The following is a 25,318-nucleotide window of genomic DNA, read 5'->3' as shown; positions in this document are numbered from 1 at the left end:
CGCACCTACTTACGCTTGGCCTTGGCGCCCTTTCCCTTACGGGCGGCAGGGTTGCCGGTGCGCTTACCGCGGCGCTTCTCGTACTGGCTGCGGGCCGTCTCGTACTCCTCGCGTCGCAGCTTCTCGCCCGGCGCCTCGGCGAGGGAGCGGAAGAAGTACGCGAGGAGCGCGCCGACGAAGCCGATCGCCTTGAGGCTGCGCAGCGCATCCTCGGTGGCGGTGCCGGTGGGGCGCCGCGTGAAGCTCTCCCAGGTCTTGCGGAAGGCGACGGCGCTGCAGATCGCGAACATGACGATGACCAGCATCTTGACGAAGCCGCCGACGTCGGCGATCTCCAGGCCCTGGTAGCCGAGGCGCAGGACCAGACAGCCGGCGACGGCGGCGGTGAGCGAACCGACGGCAACGCCGACGCGGCGCAGCCCGTAGCCCCCGTCGCGGCCGGCCCAGGTCGTGCCGAAGAAACGGATGGGCTCGGGCTGCGGGCCGGTGCCGATAACGCCACCGCCACCGCCGCTGCCGGTGTGGCTACCGCTGTTCTCGCTCTGGTCGCTCTGCTCGCTCACGGGGTCGATTATCCCCGGGCGAGGCCGCCGTCCCGTCAGGAGCAGCGGATGGTGACATAGCCGTCGCTGCCGGTCTGCACATAGGCATCCGAGACGAACTGCCCGTTGGCGATGTTGTCCCAGATGTTGGTGGTGCCGTACGGACCGCTCACCGACTCGCCCGGCTTCTGGCAGTTGATCGGCACCCGGGCTCCGAGCGGGAGCACCTTGATGAGCCGGTAGTTGGTGCCGGGGCCGCTGCGGACGTTCAGCTGGCACCCCGGTGCGACCGGATAGCGCTTCGCCCCCAGCGACTCGTCCGCGGCGGCCCCGGCTGCCGCCGCGACCTCGACGCCCTTGACCCCGTTCTGTACTTCTTCAACAGCCATCCGACTCTCCCCCGTTGAAACGTGCTCTCTGTACGCCGCGCAGGCTAGCAAGCGCCCCCTGCATCGCACGCATCATCGACTAGGCTCCGTGCGTCGCGCTTGCGCACGAACGACACGGGGGTGGGAGATGCCACCGCTGCGCAGCACCGGGCAGTTCCCGGAAGCGGAGCATCCGGAATATGCCGGGCAGTACCGGCTCGAGGCATGCCTGGGCACAGGCGGCATGGGGGTCGTCCATCTGGCCACATCCGCCTCGGGGTTGCGCCTGGCAGTCAAGGTCATCCATGCCGACCATGCTTCGGATCCTGAGTTCAGAGCCCGTTTCCAGCAGGAGGTCACGGCTGCCCGCCGGGTCAGCGGGGCCTTCACCGCGCCCGTCGTCGATGCCGACCCCGAGGCCGAACGGCCCTGGATGGCCACGCTGTTCATCGAGGGCCCGACGCTCGCGGAGCGCGTGAAGCGGAACGGGCCGCTGGATGCGGCGGAGCTGCGCAAGGCCGGCGCGGGACTGGCCGAGGCGCTGCGCGACATCCACCGTGCCGGCGTGGTGCACCGCGATCTCAAGCCGAGCAATGTGCTGCTGGCGCCCGACGGGCCCAAGGTCATCGACTTCGGGATCTCCCGTCCGGCGGACAGTGATCTGCGTACGGAGACGGGCAAGCTGATCGGTACGCCGCCGTTCATGGCGCCCGAGCAGTTCCAGCGTCCGCGCGAGGTAGGACCGGCCGCCGATGTGTTCGCGATGGGCGCCGTGCTGGTCCACGCGGCAACCGGACGCGGGCCCTTCGACTCGGACAGCCCGTACATCGTGGCGTACCAAGTGGTCCACAACGAACCGGACTTGGCAGGTGTGCCGGAGGATCTCGTACCGCTGTTCCGGCGCTGCCTCGCGAAGGACCCGGCGGACCGGCCGACTCCGTACGAGCTGATGATCGCGCTGCGTGCCTCCTCGCCGTCGGCCTCGTACGACACCCAGGCCTACATACCTGCGCAGCGGACGCCGGACCCCCGGGAAAGCGCGCCGCGTGGCCTCGCGGCCGTAATCCGGACCGCCCCCCGGGCCTGGCGCGGCAAGAAGATCCGGTGGGTGGCCGCCGCGCTCGCGGTACTGGTCACGGCCGGAATCGTGACCGTACGCGCGGTGGCGGACGGCGACAGCGCGGGATCCGCGCCCGCCTCACCGCGCGCGGAGCAGCGCTTCCACCCCTGGAGCGTCCCGCTGCGCGGCGGGGACGCGGAGAACAGGACTCCGGTCTGCGCTTCCGCGGGCCCGGCGCTGTACTGCACGGCGCCCGGGATCAAGGCCGCCCGGCTGAGCCCGAACGACGGCAGGATGCTCTGGGAGGCGAAGGCGGGCGGCAGCGCGACGCAGACCGACGCGGGCATGACACCCCTGCTCTCCGGAGGGCTGCTGCAGGTCGTGACGCCCGGCGGGGGCCGTCTTGAGGCGCTCGACCCGAAGTCGGGCGAGGTGCGCTGGGACCTGGACATCTCGCCGTACTCGACCGTCCGGCACGCCGCCGATGTGGTGCTGCTGGTGACGGACGGCGGACTCGTGCGGGCCGTCGACGCCACGACGGGCAAGGAGCGCTGGACCCGCCAGCGCGGCGGACGCGGCACCCAGTGGGTCTCCTCCCCCGGCGACGACGGACCGGCCCTCGCCGCGACACCCGCCACGAACGGGGCGTCCACGCTGGTCAGCGCGGTCGACCTGACCAGTGGCGACCTGCTCTGGGAGAAGCGCGTCAAGGGGTCGCTGAGCCCGGTGCAGCTCGCGGGCGGCGCCCTGTATCTGCTCTCCGCCAACATCGACGGCTTCACGGACGCCGTCGTACGGCTCGACACGGCCGGCAAGTCCCGTACCGTCCGCCGCATTCCACTGTCCGCACCCGTCGACCAGGCCCAGGCTGCGGTGGCCGGTGACACCGTCTATCTGTCCGGCTCCGGAGGCTCCCTCCTCGCCGTCGACACCCGTGCCACCACCGGCACGAAGGCCGCTCAGCTCTGGCGGCTGGAGACCTCTGTCACCCACCTCTCGCGCCCCGCGGCCGGCGGACGCGCGGTCTATGTGACGGCCCAGGACGGCCGGCTGCTGGCCGTGGACGCCACCCGCGGCATGCTGCTCGGCCAGTCGAAGCCCCGTATGGACGACGGGCGTTACACCTTCGCGTCCGTACTGCCCACTCCTGTCGCCACCGACGGCAGGGTCGTTGCCGGCGCCCCGGACGGCTCGGTCTTCGCGCTCGATGCGCGGGACCCGGCGAAATGGTGAGCCAGGTCGAAAGACAGCTGCCCGCCGCCCCTTCGGGCGACGGGCACCACTGGACAAGCACCACTGTTCGTGAGGCCGACAGTTGAGCCGTAGTCAGCCGAGTCGGGACACGTCCCGGACCGCGCCCTTGTCCGCGCTCGTCGCCATCGCCGCGTACGCCCGCAGCGCCGCCGACACCTTGCGCTCACGCGATTTGGGGGCGTACACGCCGTCCAGCGCCTCGCGGCGGGTGGCCAGCTCGGCCTCGGAGACAAGGAGGTCGATCGAACGGTTCGGGATGTCGATACGGATGCGGTCGCCGTCCTCGACGAGCGCGATGGTCCCGCCCGAGGCCGCCTCCGGCGAGGCATGACCGATCGACAGGCCCGACGTACCGCCGGAGAAGCGGCCGTCCGTCACCAGCGCGCAGGCCTTGCCGAGCCCTCGGCCCTTCAGGAAGGACGTCGGATAGAGCATCTCCTGCATACCGGGGCCGCCCCTGGGGCCCTCGTAGCGGATGACGACGACATCGCCCTCCTTGATCTCCTTGCGGAGGATCTTGTCGACCGCCTCTTCCTGCGATTCGCAGACGACGGCCGGACCCTCGAAGGTCCAGATCGACTCGTCGACACCGGCCGTCTTCACGACACAGCCGTCGACCGCCAGATTCCCCTTGAGGACGGCCAGTCCGCCGTCCTTGGAGTACGCGTGCGCCGCGTCGCGGATGCAGCCGCCGGCCGCGTCCGTGTCCAGGCTCTCCCAGCGCTCGGACTGCGAGAAGGCGGTCGCGGACCGCACACAGCCCGGCGCCGCGTGCCACAGCTCGACGGCCGTCTCGGACGGCGAGCCACCCCGGACGTCCCACGTTTCCAGCCAGTCCTTGATGCTGGGCGAGTGGACGCTGTGCACGTCCTCATCGAGCATCCCGGCGCGGTAGAGCTCACCGAGGATGGCGGGGATGCCACCGGCGCGGTGCACATCCTCCATGTAGTACGTGCCGCCGGGGGCGACGTTCGGGGCGACCTTCGCCAGACACGGGACGCGGCGCGAGACCGCGTCGATGTCCTTGAGGTCGTAGTCGAGCCCGGCCTCCTGCGCGGCGGCAAGCAGGTGCAGGATCGTGTTGGTCGAGCCACCCATGGCGATGTCGAGTGCCATGGCGTTGTCGAAGGCGGCGCGGGTGGCGATATTGCGCGGCAGGACGGACTCGTCGTCCTGCTCGTAGTAGCGCTTGGTGATCTCGACGACGGTGCGGCCTGCGTTCTCGTACAGCGCCTTGCGGGCGGTGTGCGTGGCCAGCACCGAGCCGTTGCCCGGCAGCGAGAGGCCCATGGCCTCGGTCAGGCAGTTCATCGAGTTGGCGGTGAACATGCCGGAACAGGAGCCGCAGGTCGGGCAGGCGTTCTCCTCGATACGAAGGACATCCTCGTCCGAGACGTTCTCGTTGACCGCGTCCACGATGGCGTTGATCAGGTCGAGCTTGCGGACCGTGCCGTCGACGAGCGTGGCCTGGCCGGCCTCCATCGGGCCGCCGGAGACGAAGACGACCGGGATGTTGAGGCGCAGCGCGGCCATCAGCATGCCCGGCGTGATCTTGTCGCAGTTGGAGATGCAGATCAGCGCGTCCGCGCAGTGCGCCTCGACCATGTACTCGACGGAGTCGGCGATCAGGTCGCGGGACGGCAGCGAGTACAGCATTCCGGCATGGCCCATCGCGATGCCGTCGTCGACCGCGATCGTGTTGAACTCGCGCGGCACCGCGCCCGCCGCCAGGATCGCGTCCGAGACGATCCGGCCGACCGGTGCGAGGTGGGTGTGTCCGGGCACGAACTCGGTGAAGGAGTTGGCGACCGCGATGATCGGCTTGCCGATGTCCGCGCTCGCTACGCCCGACGCCCGCATAAGGGCGCGGGCGCCCGCCATATTGCGGCCGTGGGTGACAGTGCGGGACCTCAGCTCGGGCATCGTCGCTCGCTCCTCAATAGGGGTAGAACTCATTCGAGCGTACGCCGCCACTCCAAGATCTGGACAGCGCGTCCGTTATACGGGACGCCCGGCTCACGCTTCGGTCAGGTACCGCTGGAGCGTCGGGGCCACCATCGCCACGATCTCCTCCGGGTCCGCCGAGGCCAGCGGCTCCACCTTGATCACATACCGCAGGATCGCGATGCCGATCATGTGCGAGGCCGCCAGCTCCGCCCGGAACTTCGGATCCGGTACGTCCAGGTCCCCCGCCAGCCGTTCGAGCAGCCGCCGCAGCACGAAGCCGCGCAGCACCTTGGCCGCCGCCTCGTGGGTGAGCGCGGAACGGACGATCGCCAGCAGCGGGCCCCGGGTCGCCGGGTTCTCCCACACGCCGATGAAGTAGCGGGCGAGCCGCTCGCCGATGCCGTCGGTGCCCTGTCCCAGGATCGCCGGGATGACCAGCGCCGGCTCGAAGGAGACCTCGATGGCGGCCGCGAAGACCTCGTCCTTCGTACCGAAGTAGTGGTGGACGAGGGCCGGGTCGACGCCCGCCGCCTTGGCGATACCGCGGACGGTCGTCTTGTCGTAGCCACGCTCGGCGAACTCCGTACGGGCCGCCTCGAGGATCCGCTCCCGGGCGCCGGGGCCCTCGTCCGACTCCGTACGGGCCGGGCGCCCGCGCCGCCGCGGAGCCGCAGCGCCCGTCATGATCGGCTGATCCCCGACGCGGCCGAGGCGAGATGCAGCCGGGTGAAGGCGAGCGCCTCCGCCAGATCGGCTTCGCGTTCGGCGGCGGACATCGCGCGCCTGGTGTTGACCTCGATGACGACATGGCCGTCGAAGCCGGTACCGGCGAGGTGCTCGAGCAGCTCGGCACAGGGCTGGTTGCCGCGGCCCGGGACCAGGTGCTCGTCCTTCGCGGACCCCTTGCCGTCGGCGAGATGGACATGGCCGAGGCGGTCGCCCATCCGGTCGACCATGGCCATGGTTTCGGTGCGGGACGTCGCCGTGTGCGAAAGGTCGATCGTGAAGTGGCGGTAGTCCTCCTTCGTGACGTCCCAGTCGGGGGCGTACGCGAGCATCTCGCGGTCCCGGTAGCGCCACGGGTACATGTTCTCGACGGCGAATCGGACGTCCGTCTCGTTCGCCATCCGCCAGATCCCGCTCACGAAGTCACGCGCGTACTGCCGCTGCCAGCGGAACGGCGGGTGCACGACGACCGTCGACGCGCCCAGCTTCTCGGCGGCCGCCTGCGCGCGCTGGAGCTTCACCCAGGGGTCGGTGGACCAGACCCGCTGGGTGATCAGCAGACAGGGCGCATGAACGGCGTGGATCGGCACCTGGTGGTAGTCGGAGAGCCGGCGCAGGGCCTCGATGTCCTGGCTGACGGGATCGGTCCAGACCATGACCTCGACACCGTCGTAGCCCAGGCGCGCGGCAATCTCGAAGGCCGTCGCCGTGGACTCCGGGTAGACGGAAGCCGTCGACAGGACAACTTTCGCATCCGGGATACGCACCACTGGTTCTGCCACGGGAGACAGGGTACGGGCCCGCGCTAGCGGCTCGGGAGCTGGTCCAGGCGGGGCGGGAGCTGGTCCAGGGGAGGCGGGAGGTGGTCCAGGCGACGCAGAATCACGCCCTCACGCAGCGCCCAGGGGCAGATCTCGAGCGTCTCGACGTCGAACAGATCCATCGCACCCTCCGCGACCAGCGCCCCTGCCAGCAGCTGGCGGGCGCGGCCCTCCGAGACGCCGGGGAGCGCGGCACGCTGCTCGACTGTCATGGCGGCGAGTTTGGGGACCCACTCCTGCAGTGACTTACGACTCAGTTCCCGCTGCACGTACAGGCCCTCGGTGGAGCGCGCGGCGCCCGCGATACGGGCCAGCTGCCTGAAGGTCTTGGACGTCGCCACGACATGGTCCGGCTTCCCGAACCGGCGGAACTCGCCGACCCAACGGGCGATTTCGGTCCGCACATGGCGGCGCAGCGCCTTCACGTCCTGGGGGTCGGGCGGGTCGCCGGGCAGCATTGCCGCGGTCAGCCGGCCCGCGCCGAGCGGCAGCGACACCGCGGCGTCCGGCTCCTCGTCGATCCCGTACGCGATCTCCAGCGAACCGCCGCCGATGTCCAGGACCTGCAGCCTGCCGGCGGACCAGCCGAACCAGCGGCGGGCGGCGAGGAAGGTGAGCCGAGCCTCCTCCTCGCCGGTCAGCACGGCCAGATCCACGCCGGTCTCGGCCTTGACCCTGGCCAGCACCTCGTCGGCGTTGCCGGCGTCCCGTACCGCCGAGGTCGCGAACGGCAGCACCTGCTCGCAGCCCTGGTCCTCGGCGGCCTGCACCGCCCGCCCGATCGTCTCGATCAGCCGGGCGACCCCCTTGGGTCCGATCGTCCCGTCCCTGTTGAGAAGTTCGGCGAGGCGTAGCTCCGCCTTGTGCGAATGGGCGGGCAGCGGTCGGGCACCGGGGTGCGCATCCACCACCAGCAGGTGCACTGTGTTCGAACCGACGTCGAGGACTCCGAGTCTCATGGACCGAACGCTACTGCCGTCGCACGCATACCCTGGTGCTGTGCCAAAGACGAAAAAGGCGAAACCGGGCAAAGCCAAGCCCCCGCAGAAGCTCAAGCGCGACGAGAAGGGTCTGGATTTCGCGCGCGCGTGGGTCGAGTTTCCCGACCCCACCGACGACGAACAGGTCTTCCGCTGCGATCTGACCTGGCTGACCTCGCGCTGGAGCTGCATTTTCGGCAGCGGCTGCCAGGGCATCGAGGCGGGCCGCGCGGACGACGGCTGCTGCACGCTGGGCGCGCATTTCTCGGACGAGGACGACGAGAAACGGGTCGCCGAGCATGTTGCCCGCCTCACTCCGGAGCTGTGGCAGTTCCACGACGTGGGTACGGAGTCGGGCTGGGTCCAGACCGACGAGAACGACGGCGAACGCCAGACGCGCCGCTGGGAGGGCTCCTGCATCTTCCAGAACCGTCCGGGGTTCGCGGGCGGGGCGGGCTGCTCCCTGCACATCCTGGCGCTGAACGAGGGCAAGGAGCCGCTGGAGACGAAGCCGGACGTGTGCTGGCAGCTGCCGGTGCGGCGTACGTACGACTGGATCGAGCGCCCCGACGACACGAAGGTGCTGCAGGTCTCGATCGGTGAGTACGACCGGCGGGGGTGGGGCGCGGGCGGCCACGACCTGCACTGGTGGTGCACGTCGGCGACCTCGGCGCATGGGGCGGGGGAGCCGGTGTATGTGACCTACCGCCCGGAGCTGACGGAGCTGATGGGCAAGGAGGCGTACGACGTGCTGGCACAGCTGTGCGAGGCACGCTTGTCATCGCAGCTCCCACTGGTGGCGCCGCACCCGGCGGACCCGAAGAGGTAACGGGTTCTTGTGTCCCGGGCCCGGGGTGCGGGTTGCCTCCGGCGGGGTGCGGGGTCCTGTTGCCCGAGCCCGGGGTCGTCCGGTCTTGTTTCGGCGCGGGCTCCGGTGCCCCTCCGGGCTCGACTCCTCGGGGTCGGCGGCGTACAGGCTCTTGGTGCGTGACCCCGGTTTTGCCGCCAATCCCCTGTGGGGACGACCCTGCACGGCACCTCCCCACCCCGACGAGACAAGATCGCCCGCCCGCGGGGGTACAGCGGCTCGCCGGAGGAAAGCACCCACCGAACAGCAACCGACAACGCCCCCGGCCCACGCTCACCACATGACCGAGCAACTGAGGAAACCACCCACCGGACAGCAACCACCAACGCCCCCGGCCCACCTCAACCCCATGACCGAGCAACGGAGCAGGGCTCAGCCCGAGGGCGGAGGCGCGGATGCGGAGTCCGACTCCGTGGGGGACGGGTCCGGCGAGGTGGGGGCCGGCGTCGGGTCCGAAGGGGTCGGAGTCGGGGTCGGGGTCGAAGGCGGCGGGGTCGGGTCCGACGGAGGCGGCGACGGGTGAGACGGCGGCGACGGCGCGCCCCAGCCGTCGATCTCCACCACCGCTCCAGACGGGTCAACCCCCACCCGCGCGCTCCACGACCCCGCCGGCTCCCGTGCGTGGTCCACGGTGACGTAGATCGTGATCGACTCGCCCGGGCTCAGCGTGCCCGAGGAGCGGCTCATGTACAGCCACTGCGCGTCCGTCCAGGCCGACCACGTCACCGGGGTGCCGCCGGACGCCGTGAGCGTGATCCGTGTGGTGTCGCCGGACGGCTGCGCCTCGACCGTGAGGCGGCCCGGGCCCGCCGCGCCGGGTCGGGTCGGTGGCGCGGGCGTGCCCGCGCTGATGACCTCGACCGAGACGTCCGAGCGGCTGCCCGCCGTGAACCTCGTGTCCGCTTCCGCACGCGCGTTGCCCGCGTTCTCGTAGTGGTCGTACGGACCGCCGTCGAGCCCACCCCTCCGGTCCGCCTCGCTTGCGGTGACCGACACCCCGTCGTGCCCCTCCCCCGTCAGCGGCGCGCCCCGGTACGCCGCCCACAGGGCGAGCACCGGCGCCGCCACGACCGTCGCCACGACCGTGGTGGTCACCGCCCGCGCCCGCAGCCGGTCCCGCCGGGCCGCGTGGTCCTTCGGGTCCAGCGGGAAGCCGTCTGAGCCGAAGCGCGGCGCACCCGTACGGGCGCGCGGTACGTGCAGCATCGCGACGTACGCGGCGGCCCGCGGCGCCGCGACCAGCGGCAGCACGGCCGGGGTGACGGCCGACCCCGGCCACAGCCCACCCGCGCCGGCGCGCTCGGCAACGCGGCGGCAGCGCGGGCAGTCGTCGACGTGCCGGACCAGTTCCTGGCGGAGTGCGGCGGAGAGCAGCACCCGGTGGTCGTCGGTGAGCCGGGCGACGGCCGGGCAGTTGCCGGTCTCGACCACGGCGAGCGCGGCACGGGTGCGCTCCACCTCACAGGCCGCGGCGGCCAGCAGCTCGCGCGCCGCCAGAGCGTCCAGGCCGAGAACCGCGGCGACCTGGCGCACGCCGAGGCCGTGCCGTACGGCCAGTTCGAGGGCCTCGCGCTGTTCCGGGGTGGTACCCGCCGCCTCCGGCCAGGCCAGCAGCGACAGTTCACTGCGGCGGCGCTCCGCGGCCTCCTCGGAGACCCGCGGCCCGGCCTCCTCGGGGACGGCGGGCCGCGCGGGGCGTCCGGTGTGCGTCCCCTGCCGCATGCGCCGCTGCTCGGTCAGCCGGCGCAGACAGGCCCACCGCGCGAGCGCGTACAGCCATGCCTTCCGCTCGGCCTCGCCGGCCGGGCAGCGCCCGTACTGCCGCTCGGCGATGGCGAGTACGTCGCCGAGGAGCCCCGTCGCCGCGTCGTGGTCGCAGAGCACGGAGAGGCAGTAGGTGAACAGGCCGTCGAGATACGGCTCGTAGCGCGCGGGCGGGCGCTGCGCCGACGAACGGGGCGCGCGCCGGTGCGCCCGATGTGCGCCGGTGGTGTGCGTGGGTGGTTCCAGCCTGCTGCTCGTCACGTCGTGACCGTAGGCGCGCGACCGGATCCCGTTCATACCTCTTGAACACTTTTAATCCTTACGGGTGAACAGTTCGCCCGAAGGGGGACAGGAATCGTTAATTCCATCCCTAGTGGACCACCGGCGTTCGCCGGATGGCGACGCCCCGTCACGAGCAGAGACCGCGGCGACCGCGTTGTCAGTGGTCCCCGCTACGGTTTCCGCATGGCTGCCCGTACGAAATCCGCGAAGGACCGGCCGTCCTACCGCTGCACCGACTGCGGCTGGACGACCGCCAAGTGGCTCGGCCGCTGCCCCGAGTGCCAGGCCTGGGGCACAGTCGAGGAGTACGGCGCGCCCGCTGTCCGTACGACCGCGGCCGGCCGCGTCTCCACCGCCGCCGTCCCCATCGGCCAGGTCGACGGCCGGCAGGCGACCGCCCGCTCCACCGGCGTGGACGAGCTCGACCGGGTCCTCGGCGGCGGTCTGGTGCCCGGCGCGGTCGTGCTGCTCGCGGGCGAGCCGGGCGTCGGCAAGTCCACACTGCTGCTCGACGTCGCCGCCAAGGCCGCGAGCGACGACCACCGGACGCTGTACGTCACGGGCGAGGAGTCCGCGAGCCAGGTCCGCCTCCGCGCCGACCGGATCAACGCCCTGCACGACCACCTCTACCTCGCCGCCGAGACCGATCTCTCCGCGGTCCTCGGCCACTTGGACGCGGTCAAGCCGTCCCTGCTGATCCTCGACTCCGTACAGACCGTCGCATCGCCGGAGATCGACGGTGCGCCGGGCGGCATGGCGCAGGTCCGCGAGGTCGCCGGCGCCCTGATCCGCGCCTCCAAGGAGCGCGGGATGTCCACACTGCTGGTCGGCCATGTCACCAAGGACGGTGCGATCGCCGGACCGCGGCTGCTCGAGCATCTGGTGGACGTCGTGCTGTCCTTCGAGGGCGACCGGCACGCCCGCCTTCGTCTCGTACGGGGTGTCAAGAACCGCTACGGCGCGACGGACGAGGTCGGCTGCTTCGAGCTGCACGACGAAGGCATCACCGGCCTCGCCGACCCGTCGGGCCTCTTCCTCACCCGCCGTGCCGAGGCGGTCCCCGGCACCTGTCTGACGGTCACCCTGGAAGGCCGCCGCCCGCTCGTCGCCGAGGTGCAGGCGCTGACCGTCGACTCTCAGGTCCCTTCGCCCCGGCGCACCACCTCCGGCCTGGAGACCTCACGGGTGTCGATGATGCTCGCGGTCCTCGAGCAGCGCGGCCGGATCACCGCGCTCGGCAAGCGCGACATCTACAGCGCGACCGTCGGCGGCGTGAAGCTCTCCGAACCCGCCGCGGACCTGGCGATCGCGCTCGCGCTGGCCTCGGCCGCCAGCGACACTCCACTGCCCAAGAACCTCGTCGCGATCGGCGAAGTGGGCCTTGCGGGCGAGGTCAGACGGGTCACGGGCGTCCAGCGCCGGCTCGCCGAGGCCTACCGGCTCGGCTTCACGCACGCGCTTGTACCGTCCGATCCCGGCAAGGTCCCGACCGGTATGAAGGTCACGGAAGTAGCCGATATGGGGGATGCGCTGAGAGTGCTCCCGCGCGGGCGGCAGAAGGCCTCCGGCGGGGCTTCAGACGTCGCTCCGAGGAGAGAGCGGCCGGAGGCCCCACGGGAGGCCGACACGCGCCGGTAGACTTTGCCCTGGTCTCGCCCATCCGTACGAGCCGGAGGAGTGCAGTGGCAGCCAACGACCGGGCAGCAGCACCCGGAAAGTCCGGCGGAGGCTCCGGCAACGAAGCTCTGATCCGCGCCGCCCTGAGCGCGGTCGCGCCCGGCACCGCCCTGCGCGACGGCCTGGAGCGGATCCTCCGCGGCAACACCGGCGGCCTGATCGTCCTCGGTATGGACAAAACGGTCGAGTCGATGTGTACCGGCGGATTTGTGCTGGACGTGGAGTTCACCGCAACGCGGCTGCGCGAGCTGTGCAAGCTCGACGGCGCGCTCATCCTCGACAAGGACATCGGCAAGATCCACCGGGCCGGTGTGCAGCTGGTTCCGGACGCGTCCATCCCCACCGAGGAGACCGGCACCCGCCACCGCACCGCGGACCGGGTATCGCGGCAGTGCGGCTTCCCGGTCGTCTCCGTATCGCAGTCGATGCGGCTGATCGCGCTGTACGTGGACGGGGAGCGCCGCGTACTCGAGGAGTCGGCCGCGATCCTCTCCCGCGCCAATCAGGCCCTCGCGACCCTGGAGCGGTACAAGCTCCGACTCGACGAGGTGGCGGGCACGCTCTCCGCCCTCGAGATCGAGGACCTGGTGACGGTCCGGGACGTGGGGGCGGTGGCGCAGCGTCTGGAGATGGTGCGCCGGATCGCCACCGAGATCGCCGAGTACGTGGTGGAGTTGGGCACCGACGGCCGACTTCTCTCCCTGCAGCTCGACGAGTTGATCGCGGGCGTGGAGCCTGAGCGTGAGCTGGTCGTCCGTGACTATGTGCCGGAGCCGACCGCGAAGCGGTCCCGCACGGTCGACGAGGCGCTCACCGAGCTGAACGAGCTCACCCACGCCGAGCTGCTCGAACTGCCCATAGTCGCACGGGCGTTGGGATACAGCGGCGCACCCGAAACGCTCGACTCCGCGGTCTCGCCCCGGGGTTACCGGCTGCTGGCGAAGGTGCCGCGACTGCCCGGCGCGATCATCGAGCGGCTCGTCGAGCACTTCGGCGGACTGCAGAAGCTTCTCGCGGCCAGCGTCGACGATCTGCAGACGGTCGACGGCGTGGGCGAGGCGCGGGCCCGCAGCGTGCGCGAGGGGCTTTCACGGCTCGCCGAGTCCTCGATCCTCGAGCGGTACGTCTAGCGAGGGGTACGTCCAGCGAGGGGTACGTCCAGCGAGCGGTACGTCCGGCCCGTCCGGTGATTGAGGACGGGGACCGGCCCCTGCTCAGTCCTTCTCCAGGCGGAACGACGCCGGCAGCACCGTCACGCCCGGGATCTCCGCCTCCAGCAGGTACGTACCGGGCGGGACAGCCCCCGCGGGCGGCGTGGCGCACTGCGGCGCGCTCCGCCTGCGGTCCCACTCCACGGTGTGCGTGATGCTCGCGCCCGCCGGGACCCTCAGCAGCAGACTCCCCGCCGTGCGCGGGCAGTCCTTGGAGGACCACACCTCGTCGTCCTTGTCGTCGGCGACTTTCAGCACCGCCGCCTTGGGCCCGAAGTCCGCCTTGCAGGTCGTCGCCGACGAGTTGGCGGCGACCAGCTGGAACGTGGGCTTCACCCCCGACTCGTACGAGACTTTGAGGCTGCGCAGCGTGAACTTCAGCGCGCCGGGAGCGCAGTCGGGGAGGCTCGAGCCTGCGGGGACCTGCTGACCACCCGTGCCGCCGCTGGAGGCGCCGCCCGTTCCGGTGTCGCCGTTCTTGCCCGGGTCGGCGCTCGAGCCCGCGTCCGTACCGCCGGTCGCGCCACTGCCGGTGTCGCCACCGGTGTCGCCCGACTCGTCGCGCCCGCCCGGCTGTTCACTGATCGCGGGCCCGGACTGGGCGGGCCCGGGCGTGATGGAGGGCGCGGGAGTCGAGCCATTGGCGCTGTCGTCGTGCTCGTTCCCCTTGCCGCCACCGGAACTGAGGGCCCAGGCGATCAGCAGCGCGAGGAGCGCGATCAAAGACGCCGCGACTGCCCTCCGTCGCCAGTAGATGGAGGAGGGGAGCGGCCCGATCGGATTGCGCAGAGATCCCACGGCCCAAACTCTACGAGAGATCCGGGGCAACTCCCGCCCCACCCGCCGCCCGACTTGGCAAGTTCCACGGATCATCATCACGGGCGGAGCGGCCCGCGCCCCCAACTTTCGTCAAGCTGTGCTCCGGTCGATCGCTATGGGTGACCGTCCGCGCGCGACAGGTACGGTCCGTGACCATGGAACGCAGGTCCGTGCGGGCTTCGCGGTCCGGTTCGCCGGACCGGCCGCGGCGCCGACAGGCAGCGGCCTCCCGGAGCGTATGCACCGTCCGATCGCCATGACGTGCCAGGATCGGAGTGCCATGACTGACACCACCACAGACCCCGCCATCGCCGTGTCTGACGCGGCTTCCCTCCACGCCCCCGTCATCGCCTGGTTCGACAAGCACGCCCGCGATCTCCCCTGGCGCCGCCCCGAGGCCGGCGCCTGGGGTGTGATGGTCAGCGAGTTCATGCTCCAGCAGACCCCGGTCAGCCGGGTGCTCCCGGTGTACGAGCAGTGGCTGGCCCGCTGGCCGCGCCCCGCCGATCTCGCGGCCGAGGCGCCCGGCGAGGCCGTCCGCGCCTGGGGCCGGCTCGGCTATCCGCGGCGCGCGCTGCGGCTGCACGGGGCCGCGCAGGCGATAACGGAGCGGCACGGCGGCGATGTACCCAGCGACCACGGGCAGTTGCTCTCGCTGCCCGGCATCGGTGAGTACACGGCGGCCGCGGTGGCCTCCTTCGCGTACGGGCAGCGGCATGCCGTCCTCGACACCAATGTCCGGCGGGTCTTCGCCCGCGCCGCGACCGGCATCCAGTACCCGCCGACCGCGACGACAGCGGCCGAGCGCAAGCTGGCCCGCGCGCTGCTCCCGGAGGAGGAGGCGACCGCGGCCCGCTGGGCGGCGGCCTCCATGGAGCTGGGCGCGCTGGTGTGCACCGCGAAGAACGAGGACTGCGCGCGCTGCCCGATCGCCGGACGGTGCGCCTGGCGGCTGGCCGGGAAACCCGCGTACGAAGGTCCGGCGCGCCGCGGCCAGACGTACGCGGGCACCGACCGTCAGGTGCGCGGCAAGCTCCTCGCCGTACTGCGTGAGGCGGTGGCGCCGGTCGACCAGGCGGCGCTGGACGCGGTCTGGCACGAGCCGGTGCAGCGGGCGCGGGCGCTGGACGGACTGGTCGCCGACGGCCTCGTCGAGCCCCTGGAGGACGGTGTCTACCGCCTCCCTCTCGGCTGAACCCACGCCGGGCCGCACCCGGTCCGCATCCGGCCCCGATGCCGTTTCCCACCCGAACCACACCTGAAACATCCGCTGTTACACAACCGATGGACGGCCGTGCGCCCGCCGACGGCTGCTCCGCACAGTGCCGTGACAAGTCCTCCGTAGCTTCTTGGGACGTAGGGCAAGGGCAATGCTTGTCACGGGGACGGAGGCGGTTGGAATGGCGCACGGCGAGGTGCTCGAATTCGAAGAGTACGTACGCACTCGGCAGGAGGCGCTGCTGCGCAGCGCCCGGCGTCTCGTCCCCGACCCGATCGACGCGCAGGACCTGCTGCAGACCGCTCTGGTCCGTACGTACGGCCGCTGGGACGGCATCGCGGACAAGTCGCTCGCCGACGCGTACCTGCGCCGCGTGATGATCAATACGCGTACGGAGTGGTGGCGCGCCCGCAAGCTCGAGGAGGTCCCGACCGAGCAGCTGCCCGACGCGAGTGTCGAGGACGGAAGTGAGCAGCGCGCGGACCGCGCCCTGCTGATGGACATTCTGAAGGTGCTGGCGCCCAAGCAGCGCAGTGTCGTGGTGCTGCGACACTGGGAGCAGATGAGCACGGAAGAGACTGCTGCCGCACTCGGTATGTCGGCCGGTACGGTGAAGAGCACGCTGCACCGGGCACTCGCCCGGCTCCGCCAGGAGCTGGAGAGCCGGGATCTGGATGCCCGTGCCCTTGAGTGTGCCGAAGGACGGCGTGAGCGTGACGAACGGGGGCAGGAGCGGTGCGCGGCCTGACAGGCGGAGGCGGCATCAGGACACGAGCGGCGAGCGGCGCGGCGGTGGCCGGGCTCGCCGCCGTCGGCCTGTTCACCGTCGCCTGCTCCACAGGGGGCGCCGGAGTGCAGGACGAGGGCTCGGCCCATGCCGATACGGCGGACAAGGCCACCCCCTCCCCGGTCACGCCCTCCAGCAGCACCGCGCGGAAGTCCCAGAGCGTCAATGCGGTGAAGCTGATCTTGAGCGACCCGAAGGTCAGCGAGCGGGTCAAGGCCGATCTCAAACCGTGCGGCCGGAACTCGTACCCTGTGGACACCTCGTACGGGAACCTCACCGGCGGGACCTCGCCCGATGTCGTCGTCAATGTGCTGACGTGCGGTGATGCGGTCGGCATGGGCACGTACGTGTACCGCGAGAACGGCGACAAGTACGAGAATGTCTTTGCCGCCGAGGAACCGGCGGTGTACTCCGCGATCGACCGGGGCGACCTGGTGGTGACCAAGCAGGTGTACACCAAGGGTGACTCCGTGACCGGGCCGTCCGGCGAGGAAGTGACCACCTGGCGCTGGTCGGGCGGCAAGTTCACCCAGCAGTACTGGGTACGCAACGATTTCAGCAAAGCAGTCGGTGCGGGCGAGCCGGCCGCACCGGACGCAGCCCCAACGAGCGAGAACTGAGGCACCAGCAGGATGGCCGAGACCCATGTCCTGTTCGTCGAGGACGACGACGTCATCCGTGAGGCGACCCAGCTCGCGCTGGAGCGTGACGGCTTCGTGGTGACCGCGATGCCCAACGGGCTGCTCGGCCTGGAGGCATTCCGCGCGAACCGGCCGGACATAGCGCTGCTCGATGTGATGGTGCCGGGTCTGGACGGGGTGAGCCTGTGCCGCCGTATCCGGGACGAGTCGACCGTGCCCGTGATCATGCTGTCGGCGCGTGCCGACTCAATCGACGTGGTGCTCGGCCTGGAGGCCGGCGCCGACGACTACGTGACGAAGCCCTTCGACGGCGCTGTGCTGGTGGCCCGTATCCGCGCGGTTCTGCGCCGCTTCGGGCACGCGGGCGGACCGGCGGGCGGCGAGTCCGACCCCGCCGGGCAGCAGGAGCAGGGCGCGCTGTCCTTCGGTGACCTGGAGATCGACACGGAGGGCATGGAGGTGCGCAAGGCCGGTGAGCCGGTGGCCCTGACGCCGACCGAGATGCGGCTGCTGCTGGAGTTCTCCTCCACGCCGGGCACCGTGCTCTCGCGCGACAAGCTGCTGGAGCGGGTCTGGGACTACGGCTGGGGCGGTGACACCCGGGTCGTGGACGTCCATGTCCAGCGGCTGCGCACCAAGATCGGGCAGGACCGGATCGAAACGGTCCGCGGCTTCGGATACAAGCTCAAGGCATGAAGCGGCTCGTACTGCGCACCGGCGTCCGCTGGAAGATCAGCATCGCGATCGCGGCCGTCGGCGCGCTGATCGCCCTGGCGCTGAGCCTTGTCGTGCACAACGCCGCGCGGGTCTCGATGCTGTCCAACGCGCGCGATGTCCAGATGGACCGGGTGCTCCTCGCGCAGCGCTGGTACGAGACGTCCAAGAACAAGGACCCGCGCTCGCGCTTCAACGCCAAGATCAACGACCCCTCGCTGCCCAGGGACCTGCAGAAGCTGATGCGCGAGAAGCGGCGCGGCAGCTATGTGGCGGAGAACCACGGCGGCACGCCCGACATCTGGGCGGCCGTGCCGCTGGCCAACGGCGACGTCCTCTCCCTGCACAGCCAGCTCGCCGGCCGCAGCGCCACCGTGATGAAGGACCTCGACCGGGCGCTGATCATCGGCTCGGTCTCGGTGGTGTTCGGCGGCTGCGCGCTCGGCGTGCTGATCGGCGGACAGCTCTCGCGCCGACTGCGCAAGGCCGCCGCAGCCGCCCGCAATGTCGCGCAGGGCAATACGGACGTACGGGTCAGGCACGCCATCAGTGGTGTCGTACGCGACGAGACCGACGACCTCGCCCGCGCCGTCGACGCGCTGACCGACGCGCTGAACGAGCGCATCGAGGCGGAGCGCCGCGTCACCGCGGATATCGCGCACGAGCTGCGCACTCCGGTGACGGGGCTGCTCACGGCGGCCGAGCTGCTGCCGCCGGGCCGTCCCAGTGAGCTCGTACGGGACCGGGCGCAGGCCATGCGCACGCTCGTCGAGGACGTACTGGAGGTGGCCAGGCTCGACAGCGCGTCGGAGCGGGCCGAGCTTCAGGAGATCGCGCTCGGGGAGTTCGTCAGCCGCCGGATCGCGCTGCTGAACCCCGATGTGATGGTCCGGGTTGTGCACGAGTCGTGGGTCAGCACCGATCCGCGGCGGCTCGAGCGGATCCTTTTCAATCTGCTGGCCAACGCCGCCAAGTACGGCGGGGCGCCGATCGAGGTCACGGTCGAGGGCCGCGTGGTGCGGGTCCGGGACCACGGCCGCGGCTTCCCCGAGGAGCTGCTGCGCGAGGGCCCGAGCCGCTTCCGTACGGGCGCCAGCGACCGCGCGGGCACCGGCCACGGCCTGGGTCTGACGATCGCGGCGGGCCAGGCCCGCGTCCTCGGCGCCCGGCTGACCTTCCGCAACGCCGCACCGGAAGGCACCGAGACGCCGCTGGGCCAGTCCGGCGGTGCGATCGCGGTGCTCTGGCTGCCCGAGCACGCCCCGACCAACACCGGCAGCTTCCCGATGATGCAGCTGCCGGACTAGGCCGCTACTGGACCAGGCCCCGCCCGGGGACCAGACCACTGCCGGGGACCAGACCACTGCCGGACTAGCAGGACCAGTCCTTGTCGAGGTCGAGCCCGCCCTCGCGCTGCTGGGTGAAGGAGTACCAGTTGCCCGAGTCGTCACGCAGGATCGCCTCCGTGCCGTACGGACGCTCCCGCGGCGGCTGGAGGAACTCCACGCCGCGCGCCTTGAGCTTCTCGTAGTCCCCGTGGACGTCGTCGGTGGCCAGCACCCCGGCGCCCATGACCCCCTTGCTGATGAGCGTCTTCATCGCCTCGGCCGCCTCCGGGTCCATCGCCGGCGCGCCCGGCACCATCAGCGTCAGCTGCACATCCGGCTGGTCCTTGGCGCCGACAGTCAACCAGCGCATCCCGCCGTCCCCGAGGGTCATGTCGGTGCGGACCTCGAGACCGAGCTTCTCGGTGTAGAACTCCTTCGCCCGGTCCTGGTCCAGGACCCAGACGGTGGAAATGGCAAGACCCTTGATCATGAGGTGCTCCTCGGAGTGCGGTGTGCCCTGCGTGCCCTGTCACCGTAGGCAGCGGCCCGGTCAGCGGGCTTCTTCAGAATTGCGCTGCTTGCCCCGGCTCTCCTCGCCGGGCTGCTTCCCGGGAAAGCCGCCCGCCCACAGCAGGGCGTAGCACCCCGGTATGAGCGCGGCTCCTTGTCCCACATGCCTGGCGCGGTACTCGCTCGGGGTCAGCCCGGTCTGCTTCTTGAACCGGGTCGAGAAGGTGCCGAGGCTGCTGAACCCGACCAGCGTGCAGATCTCGGTGACGGACAGATTCGCCGAACGCAGCAGCTCCTCGGCCCGCTCTATCCGTCTGCGCGACAGGTACTGGCCGGGCGTCCGCCCGTACACCGCTTTGAAGGTGCGTACGAAGTGGTAGCGCGAGTAACCGGCATGGGCGGCCACCGCGTCCAGGTCGAGCGGCTCGGCCCAGTCGCGGTCCATGGCGTCCTTGGCGAGGCGCAGCTGCCGCAGACGGGCGAGGCGCGCCGACGCCGCAGTGGTGCTCTCCACACACCCGATGCTGGCACGCACCACTGACAACGGCCCCCGGTGTGCACAGCGGGTGTGCACACCGGGGGCCGTCGGCCGGGGAAGCGGTACGAATCGCGAGAGTCGGACCGAGGGTCGAACCGCGAGGGGTCAGTGCGGTGCGGGTCGGACCGTGCCGATCAGACGGACTCCGCCACCTTGTCCTTGGCGGCGCCGGAAGCGTCCTCCACGGGCGCCGGTCCCGCGCCGCGCAGCGGCACCTCCTTGACGAAGAAGGCCGCGACGAAGCCGATCACCGCGACCGCCGCCCCCAGCAGGAAGGCCGCGTGAGTGCCGGACGCCACCGCTGACTCGTACGCCTCACGCACCTGGTCCGGCAGCTTCGCCAGGCTCGCGGCGTCCAGCTGCGCGGAGCGCGCCGTGATCTGCGATCCGCCCCGGGCCGCCATCTCGTCCTGGACCCGGCCGGTGAAGAGCGCGCCCATGATGGCGACGCCGAAGGAGCTGCCGAGCGTACGGAAGAGGGTGGCTCCGGAGGAGGCGACGCCCATGTCCTTCAGCTCGACGCTGTTCTGCGCGACCAGCATGGTGATCTGCATCAGGAAGCCCATGCCGGCGCCGAGCACCGCCATGTAGATCCCGGAGCTCAGCCGCGAGGTCTCGGTGTCCATGGTGGAGAGCAGGAACAGGCCCGACATCATCAGCCCGGCGCCGATGATCGGGAAGATCCGGTACTTGCCGGTGCTGGTGGTGACCCGGCCCGCGATCATCGAGACAACGAGCATCGAGAGCAGCATGGGCAGCAGGAGCAGCCCGGAGTTGGTCGCCGAAGCACCCTGTACGGACTGCTGGAACAGCGGCAGGAAGAGCACCGCGCCGAACATCACGAAGCCGGCCAGGAAGCCGATCACCGACATGAGAGTGAAGTTGCGACTGCGGAAGATGTGCAGCGGAATGATCGGCTCGGCGACCTTCGTCTGGGAGAAGACAAAGCCGGTGAGCGCGGCCACGCCGATCGCGATCAGCTCCATGATCACGGCCGAATCCCAGTCGTACTCCGTGCCGCCCCAGGTCGTGACCAGCACGATCGAGGTGATGCCCACGGTCAGCAGCCCGGCGCCCAGATAGTCGATCCGCGCGTCGGTCCGCTTCTTCGGCAGGTGGAGCACGGCAGTGACCATCGCGAGCGCGACGGCGCCCAGCGGCAGGTTGATGTAGAAGCTCCAGCGCCAGCCGAGGTGGTCGGTGATGGTTCCGCCGACCAGCGGTCCGCCGATCATGGCGATGGCCATCACGGCGGCCATCATGCCCTGGTACTTGCCGCGCTCCCGCGGCGGTACGAGATCTCCGATGATCGCCATAACGCCGACCATCAGGCCGCCCGCGCCCAGTCCCTGGACGGCGCGGAAGCCGATCAGCTGCCCCATGTCCTGGGCCATGCCGCTCAGTACCGAGCCGATCAGGAAGATCACTATGGAGGTGAGGAAGATGCCCTTCCGCCCGTACATGTCGCCGAGCTTCCCCCAGATCGGGGTGGAGGCGGCAGTGGCCAGGGTGTACGCAGTCACCACCCAGGACAGATGCTCGAGCCCGCCGAGATCGCCGACAATGGTCGGCATCGCGGTTCCGACGATCATGTTGTCGAGCATGGCCAGCAGCATCGCGATCATGAGCGCGAGGATCACGACCCGCACACTGCGCGGCTGCGGCTGTGACTCAGCGCCCTGCTGTTTCTCGACGTTCGCTCTACCGGCCATCGTTCCCACTCCCCGACACTTACTTGCCGCCCGGCTAGTTGACTACACTGGGGAAGGTAGCCCCGTAACTAGCCGGGCGTCAAGTAAGTTTTCTCAGGAGTGCCCATGGCCAGAGGCAACACCCGCCAGCGCATCCAGGACGTGGCCCTGGAGCTCTTCGCCGAGCAGGGCTACGAGAAGACGTCGCTGCGCGAGATCGCCGAGACCCTCGAGGTCACCAAGGCGGCCCTGTACTACCACTTCAAGACCAAGGAAGACATCCTGATCAGCCTCTTCCAGGACCTCACCAGGCCGATGGACGAGCTGATCGAGTGGGCGCAGACGCAGCCGCACACCCTGGAGACGAAGCAGGAGATCCTGCGTCGCTACAGCGAGGCCCTCGTCGGCGCGGCCCCGCTCTTCCGCTTCATGCAGGAGAACCAGGCGACGATGCGCGATCTGAGCATCGGCGAGACCTTCAAGGACCGCATGATGGCGATGCTCGAGCTCATCAAGGACCCGGAGGCGGCCCTGTCCGACCAGGTCCGCTGCATCAGCGCGCTCTTCACGATGCACGCCGGAATGTTCGTGCTCAAGGACGTCGAAGGCGACCCGGAGGCCAAGCGCAAGGCCGTCCTCGAGGTCGCCATCGATCTGGTGAGCCAGGCTCACGGCGTCACAGGCTGACGCCGGGTACTACAGGTGCGGTGCGTCAGACGGTGACGCCCGCAGCACGCAGGAAGGCCACCGGGTTGACCGCGGAGCCGTAGTTCGGGGTCGTACGGATCTCGAAGTGCAGGTGCGGGCCGGACGAGTTGCCGGTGTTGCCGGACCGGGCGATGTCCTGGCCCGTCTTCACCGTCTGGCCGACGCCGACGTCGATCTTCGACAGGTGGGCGTACTGCGAGTACTGGCCGTTGGCGTGCTCGATCACTATGGCGTTGCCGTACGCGGAACCGTCGCCGCCGCCGTTCGGGCCGGCCTTTACGACGACACCGCCGTGGGCGGCCTTGACCTGGGTGCCGACGGGGACGGCGAAGTCCTGGCCGGAGTGCTTGTGCGACCACATGGCGCCGCCCTGGTTGAAGCTCGCGGACAGCGTGTAACCGGTGACGGGCTTGACCCAGGCGACGGCCTTCTTGGCGGGCTTGGCCTTGCCGGCCTTCACCGCGGCGGCCTTCACGGCCTTCACCTGCGTGTTGGCCTGGGCGGCCACGGCAGTGGCGGGATTCGCGACTGCCGTCTTGCCCGCATCGGCGGAGGCGACACCCGCACCGGCTCCGACGACCATCACGGCGCCGATTCCGGCGGCCACGACGGCACCACGGGTACGGAGCACGGACGGGCGGAGACGGTGGTTGACGACGCGCTTCGACATACGGGGTGAACCTCCGGGCATGAACGGACCCGGCGCACTCGCACCGGGCTGGCCATCCCTTGGTAGCCGATACGTCCACTTCCGCTCAAACCCCCCATCTACGACATTGCGTCGTAGCCATAGCGTCGCAAATCAGACTCTTGACACCTTCCGGGATGGATCGGGAACCCCGCCGTAGAGCAGTCGAAATATCCCCGGAGGAAGAGGTTTAACCCCATACAGGGGCCCAGGGGGGACCGACGTCAGGCCTGAATGAGCACCATTCCCCCACCCCCGACCCAAAGGCCCCGCCGCACCCCGGACCGAAGGCCCCCGACAGGGGTCGAGCAGTACTCCTATTCCGGCTAGTAGAGCCGGATGGGCGTGTGTGCCTTGTCACGAGCCCGGAGCCGACCGGGGCCCGGGGATGTTGCCCACGACACACCAACACCCAGGTCACATATGCCCTATTCGCCCCGAAATCGGCACCTGTAAGCCGGACTCACACGGCCGATCTGCGTCCTTCCCGCCCGCACAGCCCTCCGGGATGCTCCTGTGCCATGAGTAGACCCGTGATTCGCACTGACCGGCGCCTGAAGCGCCACGGCTGGATCTGGGCCGCCGTCATCGGGCTCGTCTGCACACTCACCTGGAGCGCGCCCGCCGGGGCGGGCCCCTCCGACACCGGACTCAAGGGCGCCATCGACAGAATCCTCATGGACGCCCGTATGGACGGCGGAGCCGCGAGCGTGGTGATCGCCGACGCCGCCACCGGGGAGCGGCTCTACCAACGGGACGGCACCGACCGTCTGATGCCCGCCTCCAACACCAAACTCGCCACCTCCACCGCCGCCATGGCGCTGCTCGGCCCCGACCACCGCTTCCGTACCGACGTCCTGTCCACCGGCAGCCGCCACGGTTCCGTCCTCCGCGGCGACCTCTATCTGCGCGGCGGCGGCGACCCCACCACCCTCGCCAAGGACTACGACCAGCTCGCCGCCGATCTCGCCGCTTCGGGCATCACACGCGTGACCGGCCGCCTCGTCGCCGACGACACCCGCTTCGACACCCAGCGCCTGGGCCGTTCCTGGGCCGCCGACGACGAATCCTCGTACTACTCCGCGCAGATCTCGCCGCTCACCGTCGCGCCCGACACCGACTACGACTCCGGCACGGTCGTCGTCGAGGCCACTCCCGGGACCAAGGCCGGTGACAAGCCGCGTGTGAAGCTCACCCCGCCCACCGACTACATACACCTCGACATCCGTGGAACCACCGTCCCCTCCGGGCAGAGCGACACCCTCACCGTCGAGCGGGAGCACGGGACCAACACCATCACCGTCAGCGGGAACATCCCCGTCGGCGCGAGCGCCACCAAGGAGTGGGTGACCGTCTGGGAGCCGACCGGCTATGCCGCCGCCGTCTTCTCCGACGCGCTCGGCCGGCACGGCGTACGCGTCACCGGCAGCCCCCGCCTGGGCCGCCCCACCCCGCCCCGCGCCAAGCCTCTCGCCTCGCACAACTCCATGCCGCTCAAAGAGCTGATGCTCCCGTTCATGAAGCTCTCCAACAACATGCACGCCGAGACGCTGACCAAGACGATCGGCTACGAGACATCGGGCCGCGGCACCTGGGACGCCGGACTGGCGGCCATCAGCGGCTACTTGCAGAAGCAGGGCGTGAAGACCTCCACCGTCCGCCAGCTCGACGGCTCGGGCCTGACCCGGATGAACCTCTTCCCGGCCGAGCAACTCGAAACGCTTCTGCTGTCCGTACGGGACGCCTCCTGGTACGCCGACTGGTACGCGTCCCTGCCGGTGGCCTGCAACCGGGACCGCGCCATGGGCGGCACCCTCCGCTCCCGGATGTGCGCAACGCCGGCGGCCCTCAACGCCCGTGGCAAGACAGGGTCCTTGACGGGTGCGTCAGCTCTCTCCGGTTACGTCACCGATGCGGGCGGGCGTGAGCTGGTCTACAGCGTCGTCCTCAACAACTACCTGGCCTCTTCGGTGAAGAGCATCGAGGACGCGATCGTCGTCACGCTCGCCTCGTCCGACACGGCACACGGCACCATCACCGCCGTACCGCCGAAGGCCGCGCGCAGCACCGAGCCGGCGGCCGACCTCGAATGCTCCTGGCAGAAGCCGAAGTTCTGCTGAACGGCAGCCGGACGACCGGAAAATGGGGCTGCCCCGGACCGTACGAGTCGTACGG

Annotated in this window: 23 protein-coding genes; 11 read left to right on the top strand and 12 right to left on the bottom strand. The window is 70.4% G+C overall.

Going from position 1 to position 25,318, the window contains the following annotated elements; genetic code table 11:
- Nucleotides 1–5 precede the first annotated feature (5 nt).
- Together ACFWDI_RS38160 and ACFWDI_RS38155 are read right to left on the bottom strand one after the other, a co-directional pair.
- On the bottom strand, nucleotides 6–563 hold the full coding sequence (locus tag ACFWDI_RS38160) for a hypothetical protein (RefSeq protein WP_385311387.1): 558 nt from the start codon (nucleotides 561–563) through the stop codon (nucleotides 6–8).
- A gap of 35 nt (nucleotides 564–598) precedes the next feature.
- On the bottom strand, nucleotides 599–931 hold the full coding sequence (locus ACFWDI_RS38155; RefSeq protein ID WP_385311385.1) for a peptidase: 333 nt from the start codon (nucleotides 929–931) through the stop codon (nucleotides 599–601).
- A 127-nt stretch (nucleotides 932–1,058) separates the two neighbouring features.
- Between ACFWDI_RS38155 and ACFWDI_RS38150 the strand changes: the two genes are divergently transcribed.
- Nucleotides 1,059–3,203 carry a PQQ-binding-like beta-propeller repeat protein gene (locus tag ACFWDI_RS38150; protein ID WP_385311384.1) on the top strand — a complete coding sequence of 715 codons (2,145 nt, stop codon included), beginning with the start codon at nucleotides 1,059–1,061 and terminating at the stop codon, nucleotides 3,201–3,203.
- A 93-nt stretch (nucleotides 3,204–3,296) separates the two neighbouring features.
- On the opposite strand, the gene ilvD is transcribed toward ACFWDI_RS38150, so the two are convergent.
- The 4 genes from ilvD to ACFWDI_RS38130 all read right to left on the bottom strand — a co-directional run bounded on the left by ilvD (nucleotide 3,297) and on the right by ACFWDI_RS38130 (nucleotide 7,677).
- Nucleotides 3,297–5,147 carry a dihydroxy-acid dehydratase gene (gene ilvD / locus ACFWDI_RS38145; RefSeq protein WP_385311383.1) on the bottom strand — a complete coding sequence of 617 codons (1,851 nt, stop codon included), beginning with the start codon at nucleotides 5,145–5,147 and terminating at the stop codon, nucleotides 3,297–3,299.
- Between the two features lie 93 nt (nucleotides 5,148–5,240).
- Complete coding sequence (locus ACFWDI_RS38140) at nucleotides 5,241–5,855, bottom strand: TetR family transcriptional regulator (protein WP_327325313.1); 615 nt, start codon at nucleotides 5,853–5,855, stop codon at nucleotides 5,241–5,243.
- The gene (locus ACFWDI_RS38135; RefSeq protein WP_327325312.1) at nucleotides 5,852–6,679 is read right to left on the bottom strand and encodes a sugar phosphate isomerase/epimerase; all 828 of its coding nucleotides are present in this window, start codon (nucleotides 6,677–6,679) and stop codon (nucleotides 5,852–5,854) included. Before ACFWDI_RS38135 ends, ACFWDI_RS38140 begins: the two co-directional genes overlap by 4 nt.
- A 23-nt stretch (nucleotides 6,680–6,702) precedes the next feature.
- Complete coding sequence (locus tag ACFWDI_RS38130; RefSeq protein ID WP_385311380.1) at nucleotides 6,703–7,677, bottom strand: Ppx/GppA family phosphatase; 975 nt, start codon at nucleotides 7,675–7,677, stop codon at nucleotides 6,703–6,705.
- Between the two features lie 40 nt (nucleotides 7,678–7,717).
- Here ACFWDI_RS38130 and ACFWDI_RS38125 point away from each other — a divergent pair, with 40 nt between their 5' ends.
- Nucleotides 7,718–8,527, top strand: coding sequence for a hypothetical protein (locus tag ACFWDI_RS38125; RefSeq protein ID WP_385311378.1), 810 nt, complete (start codon nucleotides 7,718–7,720; stop codon nucleotides 8,525–8,527).
- A 411-nt stretch (nucleotides 8,528–8,938) separates the two neighbouring features.
- Here ACFWDI_RS38125 and ACFWDI_RS38120 read toward each other — a convergent pair whose 3' ends face one another.
- Nucleotides 8,939–10,627: a hypothetical protein gene (locus ACFWDI_RS38120; RefSeq protein WP_385311376.1), complete on the bottom strand. Its 1,689-nt coding sequence runs from the start codon at nucleotides 10,625–10,627 to the stop codon at nucleotides 8,939–8,941.
- Nucleotides 10,628–10,795: 168 nt separating this feature from the next.
- Here ACFWDI_RS38120 and radA point away from each other — a divergent pair, with 168 nt between their 5' ends.
- Both radA and disA read left to right on the top strand, forming a co-directional pair.
- Entirely contained in the window at nucleotides 10,796–12,250 is a 1,455-nt protein-coding gene (gene radA, locus ACFWDI_RS38115) for a DNA repair protein RadA (RefSeq protein ID WP_385311374.1), read from the top strand.
- Nucleotides 12,251–12,294: 44 nt separating this feature from the next.
- Nucleotides 12,295–13,419 carry a DNA integrity scanning diadenylate cyclase DisA gene (gene disA / locus ACFWDI_RS38110; protein WP_327325307.1) on the top strand — a complete coding sequence of 375 codons (1,125 nt, stop codon included), beginning with the start codon at nucleotides 12,295–12,297 and terminating at the stop codon, nucleotides 13,417–13,419.
- Between the two features lie 84 nt (nucleotides 13,420–13,503).
- Here the strand turns inward: disA and ACFWDI_RS38105 are convergent, their stop codons facing one another.
- Entirely contained in the window at nucleotides 13,504–14,298 is a 795-nt protein-coding gene (locus tag ACFWDI_RS38105; RefSeq protein WP_385311372.1) for a hypothetical protein, read from the bottom strand.
- Nucleotides 14,299–14,599: 301 nt separating this feature from the next.
- Between ACFWDI_RS38105 and ACFWDI_RS38100 the strand changes: the two genes are divergently transcribed.
- The 5 genes from ACFWDI_RS38100 (at nucleotide 14,600) to cseC (ending at nucleotide 18,987) form a co-directional block, all read left to right on the top strand.
- Nucleotides 14,600–15,514, top strand: a complete 915-nt coding sequence (locus tag ACFWDI_RS38100) for an A/G-specific adenine glycosylase (RefSeq protein WP_385311370.1) — start codon at nucleotides 14,600–14,602, stop codon at nucleotides 15,512–15,514.
- A gap of 205 nt (nucleotides 15,515–15,719) precedes the next feature.
- Entirely contained in the window at nucleotides 15,720–16,286 is a 567-nt protein-coding gene (locus ACFWDI_RS38095; protein ID WP_385311368.1) for a SigE family RNA polymerase sigma factor, read from the top strand.
- On the top strand, nucleotides 16,274–16,945 hold the full coding sequence (locus ACFWDI_RS38090) for a hypothetical protein (protein ID WP_385311366.1): 672 nt from the start codon (nucleotides 16,274–16,276) through the stop codon (nucleotides 16,943–16,945). Before ACFWDI_RS38095 ends, ACFWDI_RS38090 begins: the two co-directional genes overlap by 13 nt.
- A gap of 12 nt (nucleotides 16,946–16,957) precedes the next feature.
- Complete coding sequence (gene cseB, locus ACFWDI_RS38085; protein ID WP_385311364.1) at nucleotides 16,958–17,662, top strand: two-component system response regulator CseB; 705 nt, start codon at nucleotides 16,958–16,960, stop codon at nucleotides 17,660–17,662.
- Nucleotides 17,659–18,987: a two-component system sensor histidine kinase CseC gene (gene cseC / locus ACFWDI_RS38080; RefSeq protein ID WP_385311362.1), complete on the top strand. Its 1,329-nt coding sequence runs from the start codon at nucleotides 17,659–17,661 to the stop codon at nucleotides 18,985–18,987. Before cseB ends, cseC begins: the two co-directional genes overlap by 4 nt.
- A gap of 64 nt (nucleotides 18,988–19,051) precedes the next feature.
- On the opposite strand, the gene ACFWDI_RS38075 is transcribed toward cseC, so the two are convergent.
- The 3 genes from ACFWDI_RS38075 to ACFWDI_RS38065 form a co-directional block, all read right to left on the bottom strand.
- Nucleotides 19,052–19,498: a VOC family protein gene (locus tag ACFWDI_RS38075; RefSeq protein ID WP_385311359.1), complete on the bottom strand. Its 447-nt coding sequence runs from the start codon at nucleotides 19,496–19,498 to the stop codon at nucleotides 19,052–19,054.
- A gap of 60 nt (nucleotides 19,499–19,558) precedes the next feature.
- Nucleotides 19,559–19,963, bottom strand: coding sequence for a helix-turn-helix transcriptional regulator (locus ACFWDI_RS38070; RefSeq protein WP_385311406.1), 405 nt, complete (start codon nucleotides 19,961–19,963; stop codon nucleotides 19,559–19,561).
- Between the two features lie 227 nt (nucleotides 19,964–20,190).
- Nucleotides 20,191–21,768: an MDR family MFS transporter gene (locus ACFWDI_RS38065; protein ID WP_385311356.1), complete on the bottom strand. Its 1,578-nt coding sequence runs from the start codon at nucleotides 21,766–21,768 to the stop codon at nucleotides 20,191–20,193.
- Between the two features lie 105 nt (nucleotides 21,769–21,873).
- On the opposite strand from ACFWDI_RS38065, the gene ACFWDI_RS38060 reads away from it, so the two are divergent.
- Nucleotides 21,874–22,434, top strand: a complete 561-nt coding sequence (locus tag ACFWDI_RS38060; protein ID WP_385311354.1) for a TetR/AcrR family transcriptional regulator — start codon at nucleotides 21,874–21,876, stop codon at nucleotides 22,432–22,434.
- Nucleotides 22,435–22,459: 25 nt separating this feature from the next.
- On the opposite strand, the gene ACFWDI_RS38055 is transcribed toward ACFWDI_RS38060, so the two are convergent.
- On the bottom strand, nucleotides 22,460–23,125 hold the full coding sequence (locus ACFWDI_RS38055) for a M23 family metallopeptidase (protein ID WP_385311352.1): 666 nt from the start codon (nucleotides 23,123–23,125) through the stop codon (nucleotides 22,460–22,462).
- A gap of 539 nt (nucleotides 23,126–23,664) precedes the next feature.
- Here ACFWDI_RS38055 and dacB point away from each other — a divergent pair.
- On the top strand, nucleotides 23,665–25,263 hold the full coding sequence (gene dacB, locus ACFWDI_RS38050; protein ID WP_385311350.1) for a D-alanyl-D-alanine carboxypeptidase/D-alanyl-D-alanine-endopeptidase: 1,599 nt from the start codon (nucleotides 23,665–23,667) through the stop codon (nucleotides 25,261–25,263).
- The last annotated feature ends 55 nt before the right edge of the window (nucleotides 25,264–25,318 follow it).

This window comes from Streptomyces sp. NPDC060064 (assembly GCF_042736455.1).
Lineage (GTDB): Bacteria > Actinomycetota > Actinomycetes > Streptomycetales > Streptomycetaceae > Streptomyces.
This window is presented reverse-complemented; position numbering and strand designations above follow the sequence as displayed.